This window comes from Duganella lactea (assembly GCF_009857505.1).
GTDB classification, from domain to species: Bacteria; Pseudomonadota; Gammaproteobacteria; order Burkholderiales; family Burkholderiaceae_D; genus Rugamonas; species Rugamonas lactea.
On record NZ_WWCP01000015.1, the window covers coordinates 95,229 to 118,829 of the forward strand.

At 64.1% G+C, this 23,601-nt stretch carries 19 protein-coding genes and 1 tRNA gene; 9 read left to right on the top strand and 11 right to left on the bottom strand.

Going from position 1 to position 23,601, the window contains the following annotated elements; translation table 11 throughout:
• Positions 1–61: 61 nt before the first annotated feature.
• The 3 genes from GTP44_RS14095 to GTP44_RS14105 all read right to left on the bottom strand — a co-directional run bounded on the left by GTP44_RS14095 (position 62) and on the right by GTP44_RS14105 (position 2,538).
• Complete coding sequence (locus GTP44_RS14095) at positions 62–1,351, bottom strand: RsmB/NOP family class I SAM-dependent RNA methyltransferase (RefSeq protein ID WP_161019926.1); 1,290 nt, start codon at positions 1,349–1,351, stop codon at positions 62–64.
• Between the two features lie 23 nt (positions 1,352–1,374).
• Positions 1,375–1,983 carry a phosphoribosylglycinamide formyltransferase gene (gene purN / locus GTP44_RS14100; protein ID WP_161019927.1) on the bottom strand — a complete coding sequence of 203 codons (609 nt, stop codon included), beginning with the start codon at positions 1,981–1,983 and terminating at the stop codon, positions 1,375–1,377.
• 114 nt (positions 1,984–2,097) lie between these two features.
• Positions 2,098–2,538: a barstar family protein gene (locus GTP44_RS14105; RefSeq protein WP_371867221.1), complete on the bottom strand. Its 441-nt coding sequence runs from the start codon at positions 2,536–2,538 to the stop codon at positions 2,098–2,100.
• Between the two features lie 361 nt (positions 2,539–2,899).
• On the opposite strand from GTP44_RS14105, the gene GTP44_RS14110 reads away from it, so the two are divergent.
• The 6 genes from GTP44_RS14110 (at position 2,900) to GTP44_RS14135 (ending at position 7,975) form a co-directional block, all read left to right on the top strand.
• Positions 2,900–3,415 (top strand): glycine zipper 2TM domain-containing protein, encoded by a 516-nt coding sequence (locus tag GTP44_RS14110; protein ID WP_160990757.1) that lies wholly within the window; start codon positions 2,900–2,902, stop codon positions 3,413–3,415.
• 128 nt (positions 3,416–3,543) lie between these two features.
• Positions 3,544–4,344 (top strand): spermine/spermidine synthase domain-containing protein, encoded by an 801-nt coding sequence (locus tag GTP44_RS14115; RefSeq protein ID WP_161019928.1) that lies wholly within the window; start codon positions 3,544–3,546, stop codon positions 4,342–4,344.
• 24 nt (positions 4,345–4,368) lie between these two features.
• Positions 4,369–6,141: a type IV pilus assembly ATPase TfpB gene (gene tfpB, locus GTP44_RS14120; RefSeq protein WP_161019950.1), complete on the top strand. Its 1,773-nt coding sequence runs from the start codon at positions 4,369–4,371 to the stop codon at positions 6,139–6,141.
• Positions 6,142–6,191: 50 nt separating this feature from the next.
• Positions 6,192–6,267, top strand: a tRNA-Lys gene (locus GTP44_RS14125).
• Between the two features lie 121 nt (positions 6,268–6,388).
• The gene (locus tag GTP44_RS14130) at positions 6,389–7,165 is read left to right on the top strand and encodes a substrate-binding periplasmic protein (RefSeq protein WP_161019929.1); all 777 of its coding nucleotides are present in this window, start codon (positions 6,389–6,391) and stop codon (positions 7,163–7,165) included.
• Positions 7,166–7,201: 36 nt separating this feature from the next.
• The gene (locus GTP44_RS14135) at positions 7,202–7,975 is read left to right on the top strand and encodes a substrate-binding periplasmic protein (protein WP_161019930.1); all 774 of its coding nucleotides are present in this window, start codon (positions 7,202–7,204) and stop codon (positions 7,973–7,975) included.
• Between the two features lie 36 nt (positions 7,976–8,011).
• Here GTP44_RS14135 and GTP44_RS14140 read toward each other — a convergent pair whose 3' ends face one another.
• Entirely contained in the window at positions 8,012–8,863 is an 852-nt protein-coding gene (locus GTP44_RS14140; RefSeq protein ID WP_161019931.1) for a PhzF family phenazine biosynthesis protein, read from the bottom strand.
• 156 nt (positions 8,864–9,019) lie between these two features.
• Between GTP44_RS14140 and GTP44_RS14145 the strand changes: the two genes are divergently transcribed.
• Positions 9,020–9,292: a hypothetical protein gene (locus tag GTP44_RS14145; RefSeq protein WP_161019932.1), complete on the top strand. Its 273-nt coding sequence runs from the start codon at positions 9,020–9,022 to the stop codon at positions 9,290–9,292.
• A 307-nt stretch (positions 9,293–9,599) separates the two neighbouring features.
• Positions 9,600–12,275, top strand: coding sequence for a TonB-dependent receptor (locus GTP44_RS14150; RefSeq protein WP_161019933.1), 2,676 nt, complete (start codon positions 9,600–9,602; stop codon positions 12,273–12,275).
• Between the two features lie 42 nt (positions 12,276–12,317).
• Here the strand turns inward: GTP44_RS14150 and corA are convergent, their stop codons facing one another.
• The 5 genes from corA to glnA all read right to left on the bottom strand — a co-directional run bounded on the left by corA (position 12,318) and on the right by glnA (position 18,149).
• Positions 12,318–13,286 (bottom strand): magnesium/cobalt transporter CorA, encoded by a 969-nt coding sequence (corA, locus tag GTP44_RS14155; protein ID WP_160990764.1) that lies wholly within the window; start codon positions 13,284–13,286, stop codon positions 12,318–12,320.
• A 106-nt stretch (positions 13,287–13,392) separates the two neighbouring features.
• Positions 13,393–14,901: a nitrogen regulation protein NR(I) gene (ntrC, locus tag GTP44_RS14160; protein ID WP_160990765.1), complete on the bottom strand. Its 1,509-nt coding sequence runs from the start codon at positions 14,899–14,901 to the stop codon at positions 13,393–13,395.
• 64 nt (positions 14,902–14,965) lie between these two features.
• Positions 14,966–16,078 carry a nitrogen regulation protein NR(II) gene (gene glnL / locus GTP44_RS14165; RefSeq protein WP_161019934.1) on the bottom strand — a complete coding sequence of 371 codons (1,113 nt, stop codon included), beginning with the start codon at positions 16,076–16,078 and terminating at the stop codon, positions 14,966–14,968.
• Between the two features lie 24 nt (positions 16,079–16,102).
• Positions 16,103–16,615, bottom strand: coding sequence for a DUF4124 domain-containing protein (locus GTP44_RS14170; protein ID WP_161019935.1), 513 nt, complete (start codon positions 16,613–16,615; stop codon positions 16,103–16,105).
• Between the two features lie 118 nt (positions 16,616–16,733).
• On the bottom strand, positions 16,734–18,149 hold the full coding sequence (glnA, locus tag GTP44_RS14175; protein WP_090189435.1) for a type I glutamate--ammonia ligase: 1,416 nt from the start codon (positions 18,147–18,149) through the stop codon (positions 16,734–16,736).
• Positions 18,150–18,387: 238 nt separating this feature from the next.
• On the opposite strand from glnA, the gene GTP44_RS14180 reads away from it, so the two are divergent.
• Positions 18,388–18,846 carry a rhodanese-like domain-containing protein gene (locus GTP44_RS14180; RefSeq protein ID WP_161019936.1) on the top strand — a complete coding sequence of 153 codons (459 nt, stop codon included), beginning with the start codon at positions 18,388–18,390 and terminating at the stop codon, positions 18,844–18,846.
• Positions 18,847–18,872: 26 nt separating this feature from the next.
• Here GTP44_RS14180 and GTP44_RS14185 read toward each other — a convergent pair whose 3' ends face one another.
• Entirely contained in the window at positions 18,873–20,237 is a 1,365-nt protein-coding gene (locus tag GTP44_RS14185; RefSeq protein ID WP_160990926.1) for a TAXI family TRAP transporter solute-binding subunit, read from the bottom strand.
• A 146-nt stretch (positions 20,238–20,383) separates the two neighbouring features.
• Positions 20,384–23,488, bottom strand: coding sequence for a transglycosylase domain-containing protein (locus GTP44_RS14190; protein WP_161019951.1), 3,105 nt, complete (start codon positions 23,486–23,488; stop codon positions 20,384–20,386).
• Positions 23,489–23,601: the final 113 nt, after the last annotated feature.

The following is a 23,601-nucleotide window of genomic DNA, read 5'->3' on the forward strand; positions in this document are numbered from 1 at the left end:
AAATTCAGTGATGAGATGGGTAGATTAACGTAAAACAGGCCGGGAATGCCGGCCTGTTGAATTACGCTTCGTCTGCTTCCTTGGCCTTCTTGACCATCGGCTTGCGCTCGAACACGGCGGCGAAGAAGCCGTCGGTCTGGTGCTTGTGCGGCAGCAGCTTCAGGTAGTCGCCCATCGCCAGATCGATCTTCTGCTCGGCCAACGCCTTGCTCATCGGCACCAGTTCGAAGTCCGGATGGGTGTCGAGGAATTGCCGGGCGATGAAGTCGTTCTCGTCGTCCAGTACCGAACAGGTGGCGTACACCAGGCGGCCGCCGCCTTTGACCAGGCGCGCGGCGCCGTCCAGAATCGCGGCCTGCTTGACCTGCAATTCGGCCACGGCGTCCGGCTTCTGGCGCCATTTGACGTCCGGATTGCGGCGCAAGGTGCCCAGGCCCGAGCAAGGGGCGTCGACCAGCACGCGGTCGATCTTGCCGGCCAGACGCTTGATCTTGGCGTCGCGCTCATGCGCGATGACCACCGGATGCACGTTCGACAGACCGCTGCGCGCCAGCCTCGGCTTGAGCTTGGTCAGGCGTTTTTCCGACACGTCGAAAGCGTACAGGCGGCCGGTGTTGCGCATGGCCGCGCCCAGCGACAGCGTCTTGCCGCCGGCGCCGGCGCAGAAATCCACCACCATCTCGCCGCGCTTGGCGGCCACCAGCGCCGACAGGATCTGGCTGCCCTCGTCCTGCACCTCGATGTGGCCGTCCTTGAACAGCGGCAGATTCTGCAATTGCGGCTTTTGCAGCACGCGCAGGCCTTGCGGCGCGAACGGCGTCGGCGTGGCGCGGATCGGCGCCTCGGCCAGCTTGGCGATCACGTCGTCGCGATTGGCCTTCAGCGTGTTGACGCGCAGGTCCAGCGGCGCCGGCTGGTTCAAGCTGTCGGCCAGTGCCAGCGCTTCCTCTTCGCCGTACTGCGCCGCCAGCTTCTCAAACAGCCACAGCGGCATGTTGGAGCGACTCGACTTGTGCATCAGCTTGCGGTCGATTTCCATGATGCGCGTGACCCACGCGGCCTCGTCTTCCGAAACGCCGCCCAGCGACTCCAGGCCGACCGCGTCGGCCATGCCCAGCAAGGTCAGACGGCGCATGGTGGCGCCGCCGCCGGCTTCGGAGAAGTCGGTGTAGAAGTTCTTATTGCGCAGCACGTTGTACACGGACTCGGCAATGGCGCCGCGCTCGCGGCCGCCCAGGCGCGGGTGATCTTTGAAATAGCGCGACAGGGTGGTGTCGGCTGGCGCGGCAAAGCGCAAAATCTCGCGCAACACTTCTTCGGCGTTGGCGAGTATCGCTGGTGGCAATCTCATGGCATTCCTTGGTTAATTTTTACTTACTGGTGGTCCACCTGGACCGCGCCCCGCGCCATCGTCAACCTGTCCTCGACAAACCAGCGCACCGCGCGCGGGTAAATGACATGTTCCTGCTCCAGCACGCGGGCCGACAGGGTTTCGACCGTGTCATCCGGCAGCACCGGCACGGCGGCCTGCAGCACCGTCGGCCCGTGGTCGAGTTCGGCTGTTACGAAATGCACCGTCGCGCCATGCTCGCGCACGCCGGCGGCCAGCGCCTGCGCATGCGTCCCCAGCCCGGCGAACAGCGGCAGCAGCGACGGATGAATATTGAGCATGCGGCCGGCGTAATGCGCGACAAACGGTGCGGTCAGGATGCGCATGAAGCCGGCCAGCACCACCAGATCGGGCGCGTAGCGGTCGATCTCGGCTTGCAGCGCGGCGTCGAACGCCTCACGGCTGGCGTATTCCTTGTTGGGCACGACCGCCGTCGGGATGCCGTGCCCGGCGGCAAACGCTAGGCCGGCGGCGTCCGCCCGGTTGCTGATGACGGCGGCGATACGGGCCGGCCAGCGCTCGGCTTGCAGCGCCCGGACGATGGCTTCCATATTGCTGCCGCGACCAGAAATCAGGATGACGATGTTTTTCATAGCCCGCCATTGTACCTTGTCCACAGGCACAGGGCCACTGTTCCGGCAATAAATGCTGCGGCGCAGCAGGCGCCCGTCGGGCGTGGCGGGTGGCGCCGGCGCGCGGGCGCCGGCCTACACGAAGGAGTAAAACACCCGGAACGGCACTTTTTTATCCGCCCAGTAGTCGGCCGCGTCGCGGAAGACATCCAGCAGCGTTTCCCGCGCTTCCTTGTCAAATTTCTGGGTATTCGGCAATTGCTCCAGCACCACCAGAAAACCGGTATGTGCGCCCTCGGCCTGGAACATGGTGTCGGTCAGCGTGGTGCGCAGACCGTCGAAATTCTTGCCCACCCCTCGCGGGAACTGGAACGATTCCGCAATGATGCCCAGCACCTGCTGCTTGGTCGCGCCGGCGATGCAGTGCGCATACAGAAAATGCTGGCCCAGACGGCCAGCCTCCTCCTGCAGCTCGCCCACGCGGAAGGCGCGGATCGACTGCACAAGGTTGGCCGGCACGCTGGCCAGCAGGCTCTCGTTCCCCTCGATTTGACCTGGTATGTACGGTGTATCCACTTTGCTGTCGGGAGTGCCTAACTTGTGAATTAATGAGTAAATAATTTGAGCACCTGTCCACTAAAATGGCCGGCAGGTCGGTGCTGGCCATCGATTCCCATACGCGTATTAGGGTAACGTGTTGTTCCTTCCAGATCAACACGTATATGATATTCCACGCAATATTTGTTAAAAGCAGAAGTTTTTTGCCGAATTTAGGGGTTAAATGGGCACAATTCGCTCGAGTGCTGCCCGCTGTTACAATTTGTTGCCACAGATACCGTCCGGCCACTAGCCGCCGCCCGGCGGCGGGATTACCATACGATTCATGCAATATCAGAATTCCCCCTGATAGACACCCTGACCGAAAACGAGGTATCAAATGAACCTGCAAGCCAAACTGATCGCATCGGCCCTGTGCCTGAGCGCCCTGCCCTTCGCCCACGCCGCCGACTTCGAGGACTACGGCCGCGTGGTGCGCGTGACCCCGCAAGTGGAGCAAATCAACCGTCCGCGTCAGGAGTGCCGCACGGAATACGTGCAGGTACAGCAACCGGCGCCGGAGCGCGGTGTCGGTGGCGCCATCCTGGGCGGCATTGTCGGCGGTCTGGCCGGTAACCAGATCGGCGGCGGCAGCGGTCGTTCGGTGGCCACTGCGGCAGGCGCCATCGCCGGCGCGCTGGTCGGCGACCGCGTCGACAACGCCAATACCCCGAACAGCGGCGGCGTGCAAGAGCAGGCCGTCAAGCAGTGCCGCACGGTCGACCACTGGGAATCGCGCACCTCGGGCTACGAAGTGACCTACGACTACCGCGGCCGCAACTACACCAACATCATGTCCTACGACCCGGGCGAGCGCGTCCGCCTGCGCGTGGTGGTGGAACCGATGCAGCGTTGATCCAACTCAAACAAAGCCCCGGCAACGGGGCTTTGTTGCATCTGGCCCGGCAGACTTGGCCAAGCAGCGCTTGCCTGTCGAGAAGGCCTCGCGGGATAATGCCGGTTCACTCCTTGTCTTCACATCCCATGCTGATCAAACGCAAATCCATCGAAAAAGAAGAATCCTCCCGCCCGGCCTCCACCCCGGCGGCCAAGCCGGCGCGCAAGCCGAAATATGCGCCGGTGACCCTGTCGGAATTCGATGGCGTGCGCTATCTGCACTTCGGCACCGAGTGGGTGCAGGGCGCGATGCGCATCCGCAAGCCGAACTGGCCGGAGCTGGAATACGCGCAGCAGATGATGAGCTGGATGCTGTGGGTCGAGCAGCCGCAGCGCATCGCCCAGCTGGGCCTGGGCACCGGCGCGCTGACCAAGTTCTGCTACGCCAGCTTCCCGCAAGCGCAGGTCACCGCCGTCGAACTGAACCCGTCGGTCATCACCATCTGCGCATCGATGTTCAAGCTGCCGCCCAACGACGACCGCCTGCGGGTGCTGGAGATGGACGCGCTGGCCTTCGTCAACGACCCGGCCAACGCCGGCACGCTCGACGCGCTGCAGGTCGATCTGTACGACGCCACCGCGCGCGGCCCGGTGCTCGACACGCCGGAGTTCTACCAGTCCTGCAACGCCTGCCTGACCGACGACGGCGTGATGACGGTCAACCTGTTCGGCGACCACCCGAGCTACGCGCGCAACCTCAAGGCCATGAAGTTCGCTTTCGCGCAGGTGATTTGCCTGCCGCAGGTGCATGATGGTAACGTGGTCGCCATCGCTTTCAAGCGCGCGCGGACCATCGATGCGGACGGGCTGCAGGCGCGCGCCGTCCAGATCGTGGCCGACACCAAGTTGCCGGCCAAATCCTGGGTCAAGGGCATCACCACAAAGTAAGTGCGCCGGAAAGGTGGCTTGACGATGACACCGCTCGATCTGCAACAGATTTACACCTGGCTGCTGGCCGACGGCATGATCCGCCAGGCCGACGTCAAGGAGCTGTACGCGCACAGCTCCGCCATCCTCAAGAACACCAGCGGCTATATGCATCCGCTGTGCGCGGTGGCGCACGCCAAGCTGCTGTCGGCGCGGCCGCCGCACAAGCTGCTGACACTGGACGCGCTGTGCGAGTGGCTGGCCGCGCGCGCCAACCTGCCCTTCATCCGCATCGATCCGCTGAAGATCGATTTCACCAAGGTGGCCGACGTGATGTCGGCCAGTTACGCCGCCCGCTTCAACATCCTGCCGGTGGATCTGACGCACGACACGCTGGTGGTGGCCACCACCGATCCCTACGCGCAGGAATGGGAAGCCGAGATCGCCAAGATCTCGCGCCGCGCCGTGCGCCGGGTGATCGCCAATCCGCTCGACATCGCGCAGTACATCACGCAGTTCTTCAGCCTGGCCAAGTCGATCAAGAAGGCCAACAAGTCCAACCGCAACGACCTCACGCTGCGCAGCAACTTCGAGCAGCTGGTGGAACTGGGCAAAAGCAACCAGCAAGTCGACGCCAACGACCAGCACGTGATCAACATCGTCGACTGGCTGTGGCAGTACGCGTTTGAACAGCGCGCCTCCGACATCCACTTGGAACCCAAGCGCGACCTGGCGGCGATCCGCTTCCGCATCGACGGCGTGCTGCACCAGGTCTACCAGGTGCCGGCGGTGGTGATGATCGCCATGACCGCGCGCATCAAGCTGCTCGGGCGCATGGACGTGATCGAGAAACGCCGCCCGCAGGACGGCCGTGTCAAGACCCGCACCGCCGGCGGCCAGGAAGTCGAGCTGCGCCTGTCGACCTTGCCCACGGCCTTCGGCGAAAAACTGGTGATGCGCATCTTCGATCCCGAGGTGGTGGTCAAAACGCTGCCGGAACTCGGCTTCCCGCTGGACGACGCCGCACGCTGGGACGCGCTGACCCGGCGGCCGCACGGCATCATCCTGGTGACCGGGCCGACCGGCTCCGGCAAGACCACCACGCTGTACACCACGCTCAAGGCGCTGGCCACCACCGAAGTCAACGTCTGCACGGTGGAGGACCCGATCGAGATGGTGGAACCGGCCTTCAACCAGATGCAGGTGCAGCCCGGCATCGAGCTGTCGTTCGCCGACGGCGTGCGCGCGCTGATGCGGCAAGACCCCGACATCATCATGGTCGGCGAGATCCGCGACCTGGCCACCGCCGAGATGGCCATCCAGGCCGCGCTGACCGGCCACCTGGTGCTGTCGACCTTGCACACCAACGACGCGCCGTCGGCGGTGATGCGGCTGCTGGAGCTGGGCGTGCCCTACTACCTGCTCGAAGCCACGCTGATCGGCATCATGGCGCAGCGGCTGGTGCGCACGCTGTGCCCGGAATGCAAGGCCGCCGGTGGCGAACTGAGCGACGACATCTGGCACAGCCTGGCCGGCGAATGGCGCTTGCCCAAGCCGGCCGCGATCTACACAGCGGTCGGCTGCCCGGAATGCCGCCAGACCGGCTACCGCGGCCGCACCGGCCTGTACGAGCTGCTGACCGTGACCGAAGCCTTCAGCGCCCAGGTGCGCGCGGCCAGCGACATCCAGGCGCTGCGCCGCCAGAGCATGGCCGACGGCATGAAACCGCTGCGCATGGCCGGCGCGCTGAAGATCCAGGAAGGCGTGACCACCGCCGACGAGGTGCTCAAAGTCACGGCGGCATTGGGGATGAAATAAAAACCCCTTTGCAATTGCCGCCGAGCTGTATATAATACGGCCTCTTTCGGGGGTCGTTAGCTCAGCTGGTAGAGCAGCGGACTTTTAATCCGTTGGTCGCAGGTTCGAATCCCGCACGGCCTACCACCGAATTCCTAAAAAAAGCTTCCACTGGGGAGCTTTTTTTTCGTCTGTGGCCATGGCCGCGACAAGCGCAGCGGGTGTAAGCTAGGGTAAGCGCGCCAGGCGCAGGACTTGTGAGGACGTTATGCGGTGTATCCACAGCATTTCGATAGCGCTGCTGCTGGCGGCGTGCAGCCTGCCATCACCGGCGGCCGTGCCAATGGCGCCGATCCTGCTGCGCACCGCCGCGCAGGAAGGGACCGAACCCAAGTTCATCGCCGACGGCAAGGACCGCATCATCGGCCTGTGCATTGATCTGATGCGCGCGGTCGAACAAGCCGATCCCGGCCTGCGCTTCGTCGGCGACCAGCGCTGGAAGCCGCTGGTCCGCGCCTACTCCGAGCTGGAAAGCGGCATCGAGGATGTGCAATGCGCGATGCACCGCACCGCCGAGCGCCTCAAACGCTTCAACTTCGTCGGCCCGGTGCTGTACAACACCGAATACCACTTCCTGACGCGCGCCGGCGACACCGTCAGCATCACCAGCTGGGACGACGTGCGCAAGCTCGCCCCCAACAACGTGGTGCTGGTCAACCGCGGCTTCGCCGCCGCCGATATCCTCGGCGCCATGGGCGGCATCGACGTCGACGCCAGCTCCACCAGTCCCGACCTGAACCTGCAAAAACTCATCGCCGGTCGTGGCCGCCTCTACTTCCACCGCGGCCCCGGCCTGCAAAAACTGCTGGAACGCACCGGCACCACCGACAAGGTCCAAATCCTGCCGCAGGTGATGCACAGCGCCAAACTGTACTTCGCCACCAGCAAACACCTCGACAGCCGCATCGGCGAACGGCTGGCCGCCGTGCTGTACCAACTCGAAAAGAAGGGCGAGCTGGAGCGTTTGATGCGCAAGTGGGACTGATCTATACTCTGCCCTTTCAAACCGATGGGAGTGGCGATGGGGCCGAAGGGATTGCGCTGCGGGCTGATGCTGCTGGGCGCGTTGCTGGGCGCCCCCGGGCTGGCCGCGCCGACGCCGACGGTGCTGAAAGTGGTGGCGCAGGAAGGTACGGAACCGAAGTTCATCCCGGCCGGCATCGGCCGCGTGGTGGGCCTGTGCGTCGACCTGTACCGCGCCATCGAACGCGTCGATCCCAGCCTGCAATTCGTCGGCGACCAGACCTGGCTGCCGCTGCTGCGCGCCCACTCCGAACTGCTCGCGCATCAGCATGACGCGCTGTGCGCGGTGCTGCGCACCGACCAACGCGCGCGCCAGTATGTCTTCCTCGACCCGCCGCTGTTCCAGTTGCGCTACCAGTTGATCGCGCGCGCCGGCGACACGGCGGTGATCCATGACTGGGACGATGTGCGCCAGCTCGGCGCGCAAGGCGTGCTGCTCACCAACAGCGGCTACATCACGCCGATCATGCTGGAGCACATCGGCGGGCTGCGCATCGATGCCAGCGCCAGCACGCCGGCCGCCAATCTGGACAAGCTGGTGGCCGGGCATGGCCGCTTCTTCCTGCACCGCGCGCCCGGCATTCAGGGCTTCATCGACCGCGCCGGCCTGGCCGGCAAGGTCAAGATCTTGCCGGCGGTGATGGCCACCACCAACGTCTACATGGCGCTCGGCACCCACGTCGATCCGGCCGTGCGGCTGCGGGTGCGGCGCGCGATCGAGCAGCTCGACCGCAATGGCGAGCTGCAACGCATGCTGCGGAAGTGGGACTGACCGCGCGACCGGCAGGCGCCGCCGTCCCGGACGAACTCATCCCTCGATCATGCGGGCGTGGCCGGCGACGCGGATCGAACCGCCCGGCTCATCGCTGATCGCCACTTGCAGGTGGCAAGGCAACCCCATGTCCTCGCCCTGGAGGATGTCGATGGCGCCGCCGTGCGGCCAGTCCAGGTCGCGCAGATAACCGGCCAGCGCCGCCGCCGCCGCGCCCGTCGCCGGGTCCTCATACACGCCACCGGAGGCGAACGCGTTGCGCGCATGGAAGCGCTGCGGCGTTTCCGCGTACACCAGCGAGATGGTGGCAAAGCCATGGCGGCGCATCAGCTCGCGGCCGGCGGCCAGCTCATAGCGCATCGCGCGCAGCTGGTCGCGGCTATTCAGCGCCAGCACCAGATGCTGGGCGCCGCCATTCGCCACGGCCGGTGGGATGCGGTCATCCAGATCGGCCAGCGCATAGCCAAACAGCGCCAGCGCCTCGCGCACCAACGTCGGTGTGGCCGGGGCGCTGGCGGTGGCCGGCGACTGCAAGGCCGCGTGCGCGCCCGCGCCCAGCGCCCGGCCCTCGACCGTCACGCGCGCATGGTTGGTGGTCAGTGGAAAGATGCCATCGCCATTCTGCCGCGCCAGCACCGCGCCCAGCGCGATGGTGGCATGGCCGCAGAACGGCACCTCGCCCTCCGGCGAAAAATAGCGCACCCGCCAGCCATCCTCGTGCGGTGCGGCGAACACCGTTTCCGAATAACCCATCTCGGCCGCGATGCGCTGCATCGCCGGTTCCTCCGGCAGCGCCGCGCGGATCATCACGCCAGCCGGATTGCCACCCTCGCCTTGCTCGCCGGCGGTAAAGGCCGCCACTTTGTGAACCTTGGTAATGGTCTGCATCTCGTCTCCTGGCTTGAAGTTGGGAAAACTTAATTAACAGCAATGATGGTTGTGGCCACTATCTTTGTTTTCACTGTTTTTTCGATAACTCGCCATGACTATACCGCGACTTGCCGTTCCTGCCTTCATCTTTCGGCCCCTTGAATGCGCCTGGGTTTGGCGACCGACGCCGCGGCCAACAGGTCTCCGGACAGCAAGCAGCTGATTTTCGTCACCAAGCGCGACGGCGTTAAAACCCCGGACCGGCAGGCGCAGTTTGATGCGGCATCCGCCGCCGGGCTCGGCGGCGGCCAGCGCCACCTCCGCAGGAAGTCGTCGCCGCGCGCCCGCGCCGTCGATGCCGTGATCGACCTCAGGGCCGCTTCAGCCAAGGTCCGCCCATCCGCCGCGTCGAACCGCGGCATGCCCCGTGGTTCGCTCATTGCCTGACTCCAGGTCGCTCCGTGGGCGTCCATTGTAACGTTCTCGCGATGCTTAACCTAGGTGAATATTTGGAGATTAGCTATCATGAATTAGCCATAATTAGGTTAAAACTTTGTGTATACATGTAAAAAACTCGTAAATTTCGCATAAAACCGCATTTAGTGTTGTTTATTTCAAAGTTGTTACAGTGCTCCAATTGACCACCACCGGTGACCAATGGTCTCATGGCCGCCACGCAATAATTACGTAAGTAGATTATTCGTAGTTTGCACCTCGACAACCAAGTAGCCGCAAGACCCCAAGGAGTTCAGTAATGATGATGGAAACAGTTTTATCCCGCTCGCTGCGCGTGATGTTCGCCGGCGGCGCCGCCCTGATGCTGGCACAACCGGCATTCGCGCAAGACAGCGCGCCGATGCAGCGCGTGGAAATTACCGGTTCGGCAATCAAGCGTATCGACGCGGAAACCGCCGTGCCAGTGACCGTGGTCAAAATGGCCGACCTGAAAAAGGAAGGCATCACCACCGTCGAACAGGTGATGGCTAATCTGAGCGTGTCGCAAGCGTCGACCGGCACCAGCCAGTCGGTCGGCTCGGGCACCGGCGGCGCCTCGTTCGCCGACCTGCGCGGCATCGGCGCCAACAAGACGCTGGTGCTGCTGAATGGCCGCCGCCTGGCCAACAACGCCATCGACGGCTCGGCGCCCGACCTGAACATGATCCCGTTCGCCGCGCTGGAGCGCGTCGAGGTACTGCGCGACGGCGCCTCGGCGCTGTACGGCTCCGACGCGGTCGGCGGTGTGATCAACTTCATCACCAAGAAAGACTACCAGGGCGGCAGCGTGACGCTGGGCGCCGACAGCGCGGAAAAACAAGGCGGCGAATCGAGCAACTTCAACGCCAGCTACGGTTGGGGCGACCTGGACAAGCAAGGTTTCAACATCTTCGCGGTGGTGGACCGCCAGCAGCAAAACCGCTTGGGCGGCACGCAGCGTGATTACAACACCCGCTACGCGGGCGGCCTCTCGCCGACCACCTTCCCGGCCAACTGGGCCCAGGGCAACCTGGCCGGCAACCCGAACGGCCCTGGCTGCACCGCGGCCTACCTGATACCGGGCAAGGGCGGCCAGTGCCAAATGACCACCTCGGCCTTCGTCGACTACCTGCCGAAGAGCGAACGCACCACCGGCCTGGTCAAGGGCACCCTCAAGCTGAGCGAAAACCACGAACTGGGCATCGAGCTGCTGTCGACCAAGAGCAAGGTGGAAACCCAGATCGCGCCGGTGCCACACGGCGGCCTGTACATCAACCGCCTGCGTCCGGACGGCACCGCCAACCCGTACTTCCCGACCGCCGCCGGCCTGGACCCGGCCTATATGGACGAGGTGGCCGCCGCCGTGCCGGGCGTGCAGCCAGGCTTTGTGACCGCCAAATGGCGCAACCTGGTGGCCGGCCCGCGCGCCGACGAGAACATCAACAAGCAGAACCGCGCCGTGGTGTCGCTCAAAGGCGTGGTGGCTGGCTGGGATTACGACGCCGCCCTCAGCTACAACGAGAACAAGATCACCCAGAACCTGTCCGGCTACGACAATGACAACATCATTTCGCAAGGCATTCTGAACGGCGTGATCAATGCGTTCGGCGACCAGAGCGCCGCCGGCGCCGCGCTGCTGCAAAGCGCCACGCTGGCCGGCAATCAGCGCAACTCGAAAGGCGTCAACAAGGGCGCCGACCTGAAACTGAGCCGCGAAGTGGGCGACTGGTTCAACTCCGGCAACCAATCGGCGCTGGCGCTGGGCGCGCAGTACGAGCACCAGAAGTTCAACGACGCCGCCAACACCGAGTTCGCCGCCAAGGTGGCCTCGTCGACCGGCCTCGACCCGAACACGCTGAACGTCGGCTCGCGCAGCGTGTCGGCGTTCTTCTCGGAACTGAATGTGCCGCTGCTGAAGAACCTGGACGTGACCGCCGCCGTGCGTTATGACCGTTACAGCGACTTCGGCCACACCACCAATCCGAAGTTCGGCTTCACCTTCCGTCCGGTCAGCTCGCTGCTGTTCCGCGGTTCGTACTCGAAGGGCTTCCGCGCGCCATCGCTGTATGAGATCAACTCGGCCACCTCGTACACCAACTCGTCGCAGGGTGACGATCCGATCAACTGCCCAGGCGGCAACCCGGCGCCAGGTAAACCAGCCTCGTCGAACTGCCAGCAGCAGTTCCAGGTGATGAACGGCGGCAACAAGAACCTGAGCCCGGAAAAATCGAAGAACGGCACCATCGGCGTGATGTGGGAACCGATCAACAATCTGTCGCTGAGCGCGGACTGGTGGACCATCCGCCTGACCAACCAGATCGGCATCCTGACCGACACCGACGTGCTGGCCGATCCGGTCACCTTCGCCCAGTACTACCACCGCAACGTGGGCGGCAATCTGTCGACCGACGGCACCCAGTGCCCGAACCCGATCACCTGCGGTTACCTGGACCTGCGTACGCAGAATCTGGGCGACATGAACACCAACGGTGTCGACCTGTCGGCCGCCTACCGCATGCGTACCACGAACTACGGCAACTTCACGATGAACTACTCGAGCACCTGGGTGCACAAGTATGAGTATCAGAACTTCATCGGCGACCAGATGCACCAGCGCGTAGGCGTATACTCGGGCGACCTGCCAGTGTTCCGTTGGCAGCACACCCTGAACCTGGGCTGGTCCAAGGGCGACGTCGCCGCCGGCATGACCGGTCACTACAAGTCGGGCTATGTGGACCAGGACCCGGACAACCACGTGCCGTCGTACACCACCTGGGATGGCTACGGTTCGTGGAAGGCGCTGCCAGGCCTGACCCTGACCGCCGGCGTGCGTAATCTGTTCGACCGCAAACCACCGCTGTCGTACCAGACCACCGTGTTCCAGGCTGGCTACGATCCGCGCTTCACCGATCCACTCGGCCGTACCATGTACGTGCGCGCGACCTACGACTTCTAAGCTGAAGACGTGAAAAGAATCCCCGGCTTGCCGGGGATTTTTTTATAGCCAGCCGGCTTTCTTGAAGCGCCGGTGCAGGTACACGCACACGCCGACCATGACGCAGATCGCCATCGGATAACCGAACTTCCAGTCCAGTTCCGGCATGTATTTGAAATTCATGCCCCACAGCCCGGCAAACGCGGTGACGATCGCGAAGATCGCCGCCCACGCCGCCAGCCGCTTATTCACTTCGCTCTCCTCGATCGCCGTCATCGACAGGTTGACCTGGATCGCCGTGGCGATGGTGTCGCGGATGCCGTCCAGCGAGGCGCTGATGCGGTGCAGATGGTCGTGCACGTCGCGGAAATATTCCTGCGTGTCCTGGCACATCGACGGCACGCGGCCGCCGTGCAGCCGGCCCACCGCCTCCATCAGCGGCGCCACCACGTGGCGCACCGTGGTCACCTTGCCCTTCAATTGATACAGGCGCTGGATGTTGTCGCGCTGCCGGCCCTGGGTGAAGATCAGCTCCTCGATTTTTTCCAGCTCGGTCTCCAGCATGTCCAGCACCGGGAAGTAGCGGTCGACCACCGCGTCCATCAGCGCATACAGCACAAAGGCCGGGCCGAGGCGCAGCATGTGCGGCTCCTGCTCGGCGCGGGCGCGCACGCCCATGAAGCCTTGCTGGCTCTGGCCGTCGCGCGAGGACAGCACATAGTTCTGTCCGACAAAGATATCCACCTCGCCCACCGCCACCTCGCCGTCGCGGCATTCGATGGTCTTGACCACCACGAACAGCGAATCGCCGTACTCCTCGATCTTCGGCCGCTGGTGGCCGCGACTGGCGTCCTCGACCGCCAGCTCGTGCAGGCCGAACTCGTGCTGCATGGTGGTCAGCTCGTCCGGCAGCGCGTCGCGCAGCGCCACCCACACAAACGTCTCCGGCTGCTCCAGATAGTCGCTAATTTCCGCCACCGGTATGTCGGCCAGCTTGTTACCATCCTGGTAGGCCACGCAATTAATCAGCATACATCATCCATAAAAAAGAAAAGCGCCTGGCTTCGACAGCCAAGAGCTTACCTTAAACAGATGTTGCACTGGATTACGCCGCTGTTAAGCGGCGCACACTGGCCGCCTAATCGTCCTTGGCGCCGTCGATGCCGAGCTCGGCGATCTTGCGGGTGATGGTGTTGCGGCCGATGCCCAGGCGCACCGCCGCGTCGTTCTTGCGGCCGTGGGTGTGCTTCAGCGCGGTGCGGATCAGCGCCGACTCGAACTGCCGGCCGAGCACCGCCATGACCTCCTGTTGGCCACCGCTGAGCATGCTGGCGGCCTGCATTTCCAGCAAGCCCAGCCAGGCGTCCGGCGTGCTGGCGGCGTGACCACCGGCCTCGGCGGCCACTGGCGTGACCATGCCGTGATGCTGCTGCGCGCTGTAGCCCTCGCCGGGCGCCGCGCCGGGGGACGATGCAACGGCGCCGCCGCCGGCCTGCTCCTGCGACAGCTCCAGCGGCAGGTCCTTGATCTCCACCGTCTGGCCGGGCGCCATCACCGTGATCCAGTTGCACAGATTTTCCAGTTGGCGCACATTGCCGGGCAACTCCAGGCCACACAGGAACTGCAGCGCGGCGTCGCTCATGCGCTTGGCTTCGACACCCAACTGTTTCGCGCTCTGCACCAGGAAGTGACGCACCAAAATAGGGATGTCCTCGCGGCGCTCCCTCAAACTGGGCAAGCGCAGGCGGATCACGTTCAGGCGATGGAACAAGTCCTCGCGGAACAGGCCGTCGCGCACGCGCTGCTCCAGGTTCTGGTGGGTGGCGGTAATCACGCGCACATTCGCCTTCAGCGGCTGATGGCCGCCGACGCGGTAGAAGTGGCCGTCCGACAGCACCCGCAGCAGGCGCGTCTGCAAGTCAAACGGCATGTCGCCGATCTCATCGAGGAACAGCGTGCCGTTCTCGGCCTGCTCGAAGCGGCCGCGGCGCGTGGTCTGGGCGCCGGTGAAGGCGCCGCGCTCATGGCCGAACAGTTCCGATTCGAGCAGGTCTTTCGGAATCGCCGCCGTGTTCAGCGCGATGAACGGCTGCGCCGCGCGCGGCGAGTGCTTGTGCAGCGCGCGCGCCACCAGCTCCTTGCCGGAGCCGGATTCGCCGGTGATCAGCACCGTCACGTTCGACTGCGACAGGCGGCCGATGGCGCGAAACACTTCCTGCATCGCCGGCGCCTGGCCGAGGATCTCCGGCGTTTCCGCCGGCCCCGACTCGACGCTGGTCTCGCGCAGGCTCTCGTCCAGCGCGCGGCGGATCAGTTCGACAGCCTTGTCGATGTCGAACGGCTTGGCCAGGTATTCGAACGCCCCGCCCTGGAAGGCGGCGACAGCCGAATCCAGGTCGGAAAAGGCGGTGATGATGATGACCGGCAGGCCGGGAAAGCGCGACTTGACCCGTTGCAGCAAGTCGAGCCCGGAATCGCCCGGCATGCGGATGTCGGACACCAGCACCTGCGGTGTCTCGAACTCCAAGGCCGCGATGGCGTCGCGCGCGTTGGCAAAACTCTTGGTGGCCAGGTTTTCCCGGGCCAGCGCTTTTTCCAGTACCCAGCGGATCGATTCGTCGTCGTCTACTATCCAGATTGGCTTCATGTGTTGTGTGGTTTCCGCGAGGATCGTCAATCAAGGGACACGGACCGCGCATGCCCGCCGCAGCTTATGGCAACGGCAGCAAAATACGGAAATCCGTACATCCAGGCCGGCTCTCGCACTCGATCACGCCCATGTGCTGTTGCACGAAGGTCTGCGCCAAGGTCAGCCCCAAACCGCTGCCGCCCTCCCGGCCCGATACCAGGGGATAAAAGATGCGGTCGCGAATCTGGGGTGCGATACCCGGTCCATTGTCGATGATATGCAAATCTAATGCCAGCCCGTAGCGAACCTTGGCCATGGTGACCTGGCGCGCCACCCGGGTCTTGAAAACAATCTGCGCCGCGCCGGCGTCGATCTGCGCCGCCAGCGCCTGCGCGGCGTTGTGCGCGATGTTGAGCACGGTCTGGATCAGCTGCTCCTTGTCGCCGCGGAACTCGGGGATCGACGCGTCGTAGTCGCGCAGGATGGTCAGGCCGGACGGGAACTCGGCCAGCATCAGGCTGCGCACGCGCTCCAGCACCTCGTGGATGTTGACGTCGCCGACGATGTGCGGCCGGCGGTGCGGCGCCAGCAGACGGTCGACCAGCGTCTGCAACCGGTCGGCCTCCTTGATGATGACCTGGGTGTACTCGCGCAGCTGCACCGCGTGCGCGCCCGGCAGCTCCATCTCCAGCAGCTGCGCGGCGCCGCGGATGCCGCCCAGCGGATTCTTGATCTCGTGCGCCAGGTTGCGGATCAGCTCCTTGTTGACCTGGCTCTGGTCGAGGATGCGCTCCTCGCGGTCCAGCTTGAGGTGCTGCTGGTTCTCGCGCAGCTCGATCAGCACGCCGCCGGCCGGCTCCTCCACCGCCGACACCATGCTGTGCACATGCAGCGGCTCGCGGCCGGCGCGCTCCAGCGTCAGGTCCTGGCGCAGGTCGGAGAACTTGTGTTCGCGCGCCTGGGCGCAGATGTGGTCCAGCTCATCGGGATTGACGAACTGCGCGCTCAGCGTCTGGCGCGACAGCGCCTTCAGCGAGCTTTCCAGCAGGTTCTCGGCGGCGGCGTTGGCGTAGGCGATCTTGCCCTCGGCGTCGACCAGCACCACGGCCGAGGCCAGCAGCTCCAGGCCGGCCAGCGCGGGCGGACGGTGAATCGCGGCGGCCGCGCGGGCGGCGATATTACTCACTATACTCATGGCACTATACTCATGGCAGACTCGTCATCGGATATTCGCGATCTCACGTTTCAAGGCATCGACATTTTTCTCCGAGCGGCTGATGCTGTCGCGCAGCCCGGCCACCCGCTCCTGATACTTCGCGTAATTGCGTTCGTCGCCGCGCCGCTCCGGCGCGCCGCCGTTGAACTCGCGGCGCAGCTCGGCCAGCTTCAGCGACTCCGCCTTCAACTCCTCTTCCAGGATGCCGCGGCGGTCGGCGTCGCGCGCCTTCTGCTCGGCGCTGTCGACGCGCGGAAAATCGCCCGGCGACGTCACCGGCTGAGGCTGGGACTGGGGCTGGGGCTGAGCGTTGCGCGGCGACGACTGCGCCACGCGGCGCGGCGGCGCCGGAATCACCGTGCCCGGCAAATCCATCAGCTCGCAATGCGGGCCGCGTTTCACATCGGTCAACTCCTTGCTGCCGCTGGGCGTGGTGCACTTGTAAATCTGCCCGTGCGCGGCGGCGGCCGAGGCCAGCAGCGCCAGCGACAGCGTCAGTTTCAAACTCATTGTCATTCGTAAATCCGTGGTGGGCACATCCCTCCCGAATATACAGCATCCAAATAAAAACGCGGGGAAAGCTCTGCTCGCCCCGCGTCTTGCGCTACCTCACCGGCGCCGTGGCGCCGAGCGATTACAGCGAGTAGTACATGTCGAACTCAGCAGGGTGAGTCGTCATGCGCATGCGCTGAACGTCCTGCATTTTCAGTTCGATGTAGGCGTCGATCATCGAGTCGGTGAACACGCCGCCACGGGTCAGGAACGCGCGGTCCTTGTTCAGGTTGTCCAGCGCTTCTTCCAGCGAGGCGCACACGGTCGGGATCAGTGCGTCTTCTTCCGGCGGCAGGTGGTACAGGTCTTTCGACGCCGCTTCGCCCGGATGGATCTTGTTCTGGATACCGTCCAGACCGGCCATCAGCAGCGCGGCGAAGCACAGGTAGACGTTCGCCAGCGGGTCCGGGAAACGGGTTTCGATACGGCGGCCTTTTGGATTGGCCACGTGGGGAATACGGATCGACGCCGAACGGTTTTTCGCCGAGTACGCCAGTTTCACTGGGGCCTCGTAGCCTGGCACCAGACGCTTGTACGAGTTGGTGCCTGGGTTGGTGATCGCGTTCAGTGCTTTGGCGTGCTTGATGATGCCGCCGATGTAATACAGCGCTTCTTCCGACAGACCGGCATAGCCGTCGCCGGCGAACAGGTTTTTACCGTCTTTCCAGATCGACTGGTGCACGTGCATGCCCGAACCGTTGTCGCCAACGATAGGTTTTGGCATGAAGGTGGCGGTTTTGCCGTAGCTGTGGGCGACGTTCCACACCACGTATTTCAGATTCTGGGTCCAGTCGGCGCGCTCGACCAGGGTCGAGAACTTGGTGCCGATTTCATTCTGGCCGGCGCCGGCCACTTCGTGGTGGTGCACTTCAACCGGGATGCCCAGCGATTCCAGGATCAGGCACATTTCCGAACGCATGTCCTGGAAGCTGTCCACGGGTGGCACAGGGAAGTAGCCGCCCTTGACGGTTGGACGGTGGCCGCTGTTGCCGCCTTCGATTTCCTTGTCGGTCGACCACGACGCCTCGTCGGAGTCCACTTTGACGAAGCAACCGGACATGTCGATCTTCCAGCGCACGCTGTCGAAGATGAAGAATTCTGGCTCGGGGCCGAAATAGGCGGTGTCGCCGATGCCCGAGGCTTTCAGGTAGGCTTCAGCGCGCTTGGCGATGGAGCGTGGATCGCGGTCATAGCCCTTGCCGTCGGCCGGCTCGATGACGTCGCATTGCATGAACAGCGTGGTTTCTTCCATGAACGGGTCGATGCGCGCGGTGTTTGGGTCCGGCAGCAGGATCATGTCGGACGCTTCAATACCTTTCCAGCCGGCGATCGAGGAACCGTCGAAAGCGTGACCCGATTCGAACTTGTCGATGTCGAAGGCCGACACAGGCACGGTGACGTGCTGTTCTTTACCACGGGTATCAGCGAAACGGAAATCAACGAATTTAACTTCGTTTTCCTGGACCATTTTCAAAACTTCTGCGGCCGTAATTGCCATGCGTATCTCCTAAAGGGAATATGTGGAACTCGTGAGACTCAATTAAGCAGTATCCGTGCCAGCCTGGAACGTCGTTACAGCAGATTAAACGTGCACCTCCTTGGTGCAACTCCCGCATTTTGCACCTTATGAGTGCATATTAGGATTCTTTCTGAAAAGCGCATGGTTTTGGTGCATTGGGGTCGCAGGTCTGCGCGGACGCCATATAATAAACTCAAACTTATAACCGGAACACCTTATGAGCAAAATAGATGAGATCCTCACCCTGGCGCGGGGGCGCAGCAAGGACTGGCCGTATGCCGGCGCGGTGACGCCGGCCGAGGCCTACGAGCTGGTGATGGCCGACAACGCCGTCAAGCTGATCGACGTGCGCACCAATGCCGAGCGCGACTGGGTGGGCCGGGTCGCCATCCCGGAAGCCCAACATGGTGCGGTGCAATGGAACACCTACCCCGGCGGCAACGCCAACCATGAATTTATCGAGCAATTAAACGGTGTGGCGCGCAAGGACCAGGTGATCCTGTTCCTGTGCCGCTCCGGCGTGCGCTCGCGTGGTGCGGCCAAGCTGGCGACCGAGCACGGCTACCAGCACTGCTACGACATCCTCGAAGGCTTCGAAGGCGAAAAAGACGAGCGTGGCCACCGCAAGAACATCAACGGCTGGTGCCACGCCGCCCTCCCCTGGATCGGCGCCTGAAGCGCAACCCCGGTGTCACCGGGGTTTTAGACCGGCACGGCTTCCGGGGCGGTGGGCGAGGCGTCCCCCATCAGGAACAGGATGCGCTTGCGGACGAACTGGATGTGGCTGCGCAGGCCGTATAAGCCGTCCGCGAACGATAGCGGGATCGAGACCTGGTTCACCAACTCTTCAATCTCGTCGAGCCGTCGGAGTTGTTCTTCGTACACTTGCATCCGTGTCGCGGCCGGCGCGTCCTCCACCTTCTGCTCCACCGCGCGCAACTGGCCGTACCATTTGTACACGCGCGAGCGGATGCGCCACACGTACAGCGGCGGCACCACTTTCGACAGCGGCAGGATCAGCGCGCCCAGCGCCACGACCAGCACCCACATGCGGTCGAAGAAGTTGGCCAGCCAGAAGGTCATGTAGCGCTGCAGGAATGGCGGACCGCTCTTGTAGAACTTGGCCGCTTCGGCATCGACCGGGATTTCGGTGTATTTGGCCGACGGGAATTGCCCCTGCTGCTGGAACCAGCCGGCGCCGCCGTGGATGCCGGCCGCCGCCTGCACAAACAGGTCCACCAGCGCCGGATGCAGGTCTTCCCGCCCGACCAACGTGGCGGTCGGGGCGATCAGGTGGTAGTCCTCGGCAGGCAGGTTGCGGCCCAGGTCGACAATGCCTTGCGGTAGCATCACATGCGTGAGGAAGGGCAGCTTGCGCGAATAGGCCTCGGCCTGGTTGAAGTCGAACAGCTTGATGCCCGGCGTTTGCAGCAGCATCTGGATCAGCGGCGCTTCCGGCGCCGAGGTGAACACCAGGCCGTCGATGCGGCCTTCCAGCAATTCCACCGTGGCCGGCGTGTTGGCCAGCGAAAAGCGCTCAACTTCGCCCTTCTCCACCCCATTCAGTTCCAGGATCTGGCGGAACAGGCGCGGCGAGCCGGCGCCTTTGGGGCCGTAGTTGATTTTCTTGCCGCGCAGATCGGTCAGCCGGGTGACCGGCGGCTTGCCCTTTTCTTCGCGCAGGAACAACCACAGCGGTTCAACGAACAGGCTGCCCAGCGAGGTCAGGCCTTCGCGTTCGGCCGCCTCTTCGTTGGTGGAGCCGCTCTGCATGAAGGCGATGTCGACCTTGCCGGCCTTCAGGTTGCGCAGGTTTTCGCTGGAGCCGGCCGATGGCACCAGCGTCACTTTGACGCCGTGCTTGGCCAGCACGGCGGCGTATTTCTTGCCGAATTCCTCGTAGGCGGAATTTTCCTGGCCCGTGCCCAGCCGCACCGTGCGCGGCGGCGCAGGGTCCACCAGCCAGTAGGCCAGCAGGCAGATGCCGACGATGGTCAGCACCGTTGGCGCGGCGGCAACGATCAGGTCCCGGATCGAGAACTGGGTGAACTTGAGTATTTTGGACATGTGGTGGCGCAGAGGTTTCATGGGCTGACACATTGCCAATAATTATGAAACTATGCAAGAGGAACACGCTGCCGTCACTACCGCGAAGACGGGAGTCGATGGCGCGCATCCCCGGCATGGGTCCCGGCTTGCGCCGGGACGACGACTCAGCCGCCGCAGGCGGGCAGTGGTTTCGCCGCCGCGGCAACGACACCGTCGGCACCGGGTTTCGGCGCGGCGTTCGGTTCGATCAGCGGCATCAGGTGCGGCGCCAGTACCACCAGCAACTGCACCGGCAGCGCGCTGGTGAAGTCGTAGTTCTTCGATTCCGGCCCGTGCACATACGCCGTCATCGAGCCGAAGAAGCGTTCGCCGATATTGAACACGAACGTCGCCGAGCGGTTCACGTAGCGCGACTCGATCAGCCGGCCGCCGGCGCCGTAGACGTCAAAGCGCTGGTCGCCGGTGCCGGTCTTGCCGCCGACTGGGATGATGGCGCCGTTGGCGTCGACAAACGCGCCCTTGACCCGCTTCGCCGTGCCATCCGACACCACGCCACGGATCGCCTGCGCCACCACCTGCGCCACTTCCGGCGCCAGCACCTGCTCGTTGCCGGTCGGCGGCGCCTTGGTCACCAGCGTTTCATACGGCGTGCCCTTGGCGAAGTGCAGCGACGTCACGCGCTGCGAACTCTTGCGCACGCCACCGTTGACCACGATGCCCATCAACTCCGCCAGCGCGGCCGGCCGGTCGGCCGAGGCCCCCAGCGTGGTCGCATACGACGGCACCAGCGAGTCAAACGGATAGCCCATCTTCTTCCACTGCTTGTGGATTTCCATGAAGCCTTCCATCTCGATCAGCCCGGCGATGCGGCGGTCCTGCGCGTGCTTGCGGTGGGTCTTGAACAGCCACTGGTAGACGTCCTGCCGTTCCTGCTCGCTGGCCTTGGTCATCTCGCTCAGCGTCGCGCCCGGATGCAGGCGCAGATAGGCCGCCATCCACAACTCCAGCGGGTGCACCTTGGCCAGATAGCCGCGGTCGGCCAGCGACCAGTTGCCGATCGCATACTGATCGTACAGCTTGGCCACGCGCTCTTCCGTCACCTCGTTCTGCGACGGCAGGTTTTCCTTCAGGAAGGCGGCGAACTGCGCCGGCGTCGCCAGCGGATACACGGTGCGGTGGATCACCGCCAGCCGCACCGGCGTGCTGCGGATGTTCGCCAGCAGAATCTTGTCCAGCTCCTCCGGCGGCTTGCCCTTGTACTTGGCGTAGAAGCGCGCCAGGAATTCGCGGCCCTCCTTGTCGGCGAAGCGCGCCAGGTAGCCGGCGCGGCGCGGATCGTCGGCGTCGGCCAGCAGCGAGGCCGATGAGCCCGGCGACTGGAACATATAGTACTTGGCCACGTCGCGCATCAGGCGTACGAACACCAGGTTGGTCGAGCGGCGCAGCGCCTCGGTCACCGTCAATATCTTCGCATTGTCCTCCTTCGAGAAGTTGCCGAAGTAATGCAGGCCGCCACCGGTGAAGAAGCCCTCGCCCGGATTGCCGGAATACTTGCGCTCCATGGCCGCGTTCAACATCGGCGTCAACGGCCGCTGGCCCACCGGCAGTCCCTTGAAGTACTCCAGCGCCCACGCCGTCAGCTTGTCCTGCGGATCGACCCGCACCTGCGACAGCGCGGCGTTGTCCAGGCCGCCGTATTTCTTGTGCAGCTGGTCCATGATGTCCAGATAGCTGATCAGCGTGCGCAGCTTGGCGGTCGAGCCGAGATCCAGTTTGGCGCCTTCGTTGATGTCCAGCGGCTGGTCGAAGTTGTCGGTCTGCAGGCGCAACAGATTGTTCTGCGCGCCCTTCTCCAGCAGCGTGAAGCTGTACACCACATTGGCCGGATCGCCGTTGCCCAGCATGCCCTTGCCGGTCAGCCCGGCCGCCTTGGCCTTCTCCGGATCGTGCAGATCGCGCAGCACCTGCGTGACGGCGATCTGCGCCCGCGCGTCCAGCGTGCTGACCACGCTCAGGTCCAGCCGGTCCAGGTTGTACATGCGGTTATCGCCCAGCAGATTCGCCAGATGGTTGCGGATGGCGTTGGTGGCCTTGCGGCTGACAAAGGTCTGCGGCGGCGCCGACTGCAGGCCGTTGCCGGTGGCCGGATGCAGCACCTGCTTGAGCGCCATGTCGCGCAGCGCCGGCGTGATGGCGCCGTCGGCGGCCAGGATGCGCAGGTGGCTGTTGGCCAGCACTTCCAGATCGGCCGCGCCGTCGCCCAGATAGTAGCTCGGGCGGCGCTGCGCGATCATCAGGCTCAGCGCCTCCTTGTAGACCAGCGCGGTTTCCGCGTCCGGCTTATCCAGCTTGCCGCCGAGGCGTTGGTTGACCTCGTTGAACGGCCGGCCATACCACACCCACATGCCGTCGCCGAGGCCGTTGACTTCGCCATAGCCGGGCTTGGCCGACAGCGGCACCGTGTTCAGGTATTCCAGCACGATGCGGCGGCGCGCCTGGGTGGTGTCCGGGCCGTCCATGTAGGCGCGCATGCTGGCCGACAGCATCTGTTGCAGCTTGTCGGTCATCGAGCCGGTGCGGCCCTCCGGCGAGTGGCGATACTTTTCGATCTGCGTCGCCAGCGTGCTGCCGCCGGCGGCGCGATGGCCGCCGCCGACGGCACTGACGGCCTTCTCCAGCATCGCCTTGGCCAGCCGGTCCCATTCCACCGCCGGATTGCGCTTCGGATAAGTCTGGTCCAGCAGCTCGCGGTTCTCAATGAACAGCAGGCTGTTGACCAACGCGATCGGCGCCTGCTCGAAGCGGTTGTAGATGCGCTCCGGATAGCTGGCGGCAAACAGTTCCTGCGCGCGGCAATCATAGATCGTCAGGCCGGTCTTGGTTTTTTCGCGGTAGGTGGCGAACACGCCCATGTCGATCAGGTCGGCCATCTTGGGCGAGATGCGCGCCTGCGCCGCGACGTGGTAGTCGCGCTGGCTCAGCTTGCCGATATAGTCCGGCAGGCCGGCATAGCCCAGCCGCTCGTCATACGGACTGTCGTGCGGGAAGCGGATCGATTTGCTCGGTCCCTTCTCCATCCGATAGGTCATCTTGCCGGCCAGGTCGCTGAACACGGCGGCCTGCACCGTGGAGGTCAGCGTTTCACGATAGCCCCAGTAGCCGGCAAAGGACACGCCCACCAGCAACACCAACAGCAAGGCGTTGCGCGGGCGTTTGCTTTTCTTCGGAGGGCCGGCTTCATCTGCCGGCGGTGGCGGTGGCGTATCCATCTGTGCTTGCGCCAGGTGGTCTTCGGTTGCTTCAGAATTATCAGGTGGGAGCATCGGGATGTTTCAGTCATTCTTGCTAGCTTCCATTGCACCACATCGGCACGATGCCGACC